Below are 1,632 nucleotides of genomic sequence, written 5' to 3'. Positions count from 1 at the left end.
CTAAGAGCGGCTTGCCGTCTTTCCAGATCGACATGTTCACGTGCATGCCGGTGCCGTTATCGCCAGCAATCGGCTTGGGCATGAATGTCGCCGATTTGCCGTAGGCCTGTGCCACGTTGTGGATGACGTATTTATACTTCTGCAGCTCATCCGCCTGATGCGTCAGTGTGCCAAAGATCAAGCCCAGTTCGTGCTGGCAAGACGCCACTTCGTGGTGGTGTTTGTCGACCTTCATGCCCATGCGCTTCATGGTGGATAGCATTTCTGAGCGCATTTCCTGCGCATCGTCGATTGGGTTTACCGGGAAGTAACCGCCTTTGACGCCGGGACGATGGCCGGTGTTGCCCATCTCGTATTCAGTATCGGTATTCCATGCGCCGTCGATTGCGTCGACTTCGTATGAAACCTTGTTCATGGAGACCTGGAAGCGGACGTCGTCGAAGACGAAGAATTCGGCTTCGGGGCCAAAATATGCTGTGTCACCGATGCCGGAGGACTTCAGGTACTCTTCGGCTTTCACGGCAGTGCCGCGCGGGTCGCGCGGATAGCGTTCCATCGTGTCAGGTTCGACGATGTTACAGTTAATGCAGATGGTCTTTTCCGCATAGAACGGATCGACATAGGCACTTTCGGCCTGTGGCATCAGTTTCATGTCGGACTGGTCAATGGATTTCCAGCCAGCGATGGAAGAGCCGTCAAACATGAAGCCTTCTTCGAGGAAGTCTTCGTCGACCAGATCGGCGACGACTGTTACGTGCTGCAACTTGCCGCGGGGGTCGGTGAAGCGGATGTCGACATAGTCGGCTTCCTCGTCTTTAATCAGCTTCAGAACATCTTTGTTGTTCATAAGGTCTTACCTTTCTGTCACATAGTTTTCGTGTGGTTCATTGCGCAAATGGTCGCGCGGTGTCTGTTAGAGCGCTTCTTCGCCGGTCTCGCCGGTGCGGATGCGGATGGCCTGCTCAATGGTTGAGACAAAGATTTTGCCGTCACCAATCTTGTCGGTCTTGGCCGCGCCAATGATCGCTTCAATCGCCCCTTCCACCTGATCGTCGGCAAGGACGACTTCGATTTTCACTTTGGGCAGGAAGTCCACGACGTATTCGGCGCCGCGATAAAGTTCCGTGTGGCCCTTCTGGCGGCCGAAACCTTTGACCTCGACCACGGACAGGCCTTGCACGCCGACGTCCTGGAGTGCTTCTTTCACTTCGTCCAGCTTGAACGGTTTTATGATCGCTTCGATTTTTTTCATCGCGCTGCGACTCCCCCTTTGGTGTTTCGACAGTGGTCAGACCATTTCTATTGCAAAGGTACAATTTGTGGCGGAACCTGAGGCCAAGTCTGAAGGGTGAAAGACAGCATGTTGCTTAAATTTTGTGCATAACGATTGAAATGAGGTCGTTTTGAAAACTCTACCTGCTGAAACCGTTGCCGAAGTGCTGTCTGCTGCCCAAATGCGCGCCATTGAGCAGGCTGCGATTGCGCGTGGGGACGTCACCGGGCTCGAGCTTATGGAGCGTGCTGGCAAGGCTGTTGCGGATGCAATCATCGCCAAGTGGCCGGGTGGGGCGCCTGTCGTGGATGTGGGGGGGGGGGCCCCCCCCCCCCCCCCCCCCCGGGTTTTGAAAAAAA

2 protein-coding genes and 1 pseudogene are annotated in these 1,632 nt (G+C 55.0%); 1 reads left to right on the top strand and 2 read right to left on the bottom strand.

The window, feature by feature from the left end:
* Together ACFDSS_RS13655 and ACFDSS_RS13650 are read right to left on the bottom strand one after the other, a co-directional pair.
* Window positions 1-847: glutamine synthetase beta-grasp domain-containing protein (locus ACFDSS_RS13655; protein ID WP_375256275.1), on the bottom strand; the 847-nt coding region annotated here is incomplete at its 3' end.
* A 66-nt stretch (window positions 848-913) separates the two neighbouring features.
* Window positions 914-1,252 (bottom strand): P-II family nitrogen regulator, encoded by a 339-nt coding sequence (locus tag ACFDSS_RS13650; RefSeq protein WP_375256274.1) that lies wholly within the window; start codon window positions 1,250-1,252, stop codon window positions 914-916.
* Window positions 1,253-1,454: 202 nt separating this feature from the next.
* Between ACFDSS_RS13650 and ACFDSS_RS13645 the strand changes: the two are divergent.
* Window positions 1,455-1,632 (top strand): annotated as a pseudogene (locus tag ACFDSS_RS13645) (bifunctional ADP-dependent NAD(P)H-hydrate dehydratase/NAD(P)H-hydrate epimerase); the annotation flags it as partial.

The organism is Yoonia sp. (assembly GCF_042093035.1).
Classification (GTDB): Bacteria; Pseudomonadota; Alphaproteobacteria; order Rhodobacterales; family Rhodobacteraceae; genus Yoonia.
The sequence above is the reverse complement of the archived record's forward strand: the minus strand, read 5'-3'. Positions and strand labels throughout refer to the sequence as shown.

Excerpts from the sequence above, each read along its gene's own strand:
- ACFDSS_RS13650 (WP_375256274.1), bottom strand. The coding sequence starts at position 1,252 with ATGAAAAAAATCGAAGCGATCATAAAACCGTTCAAGCTGGACGAAGTG.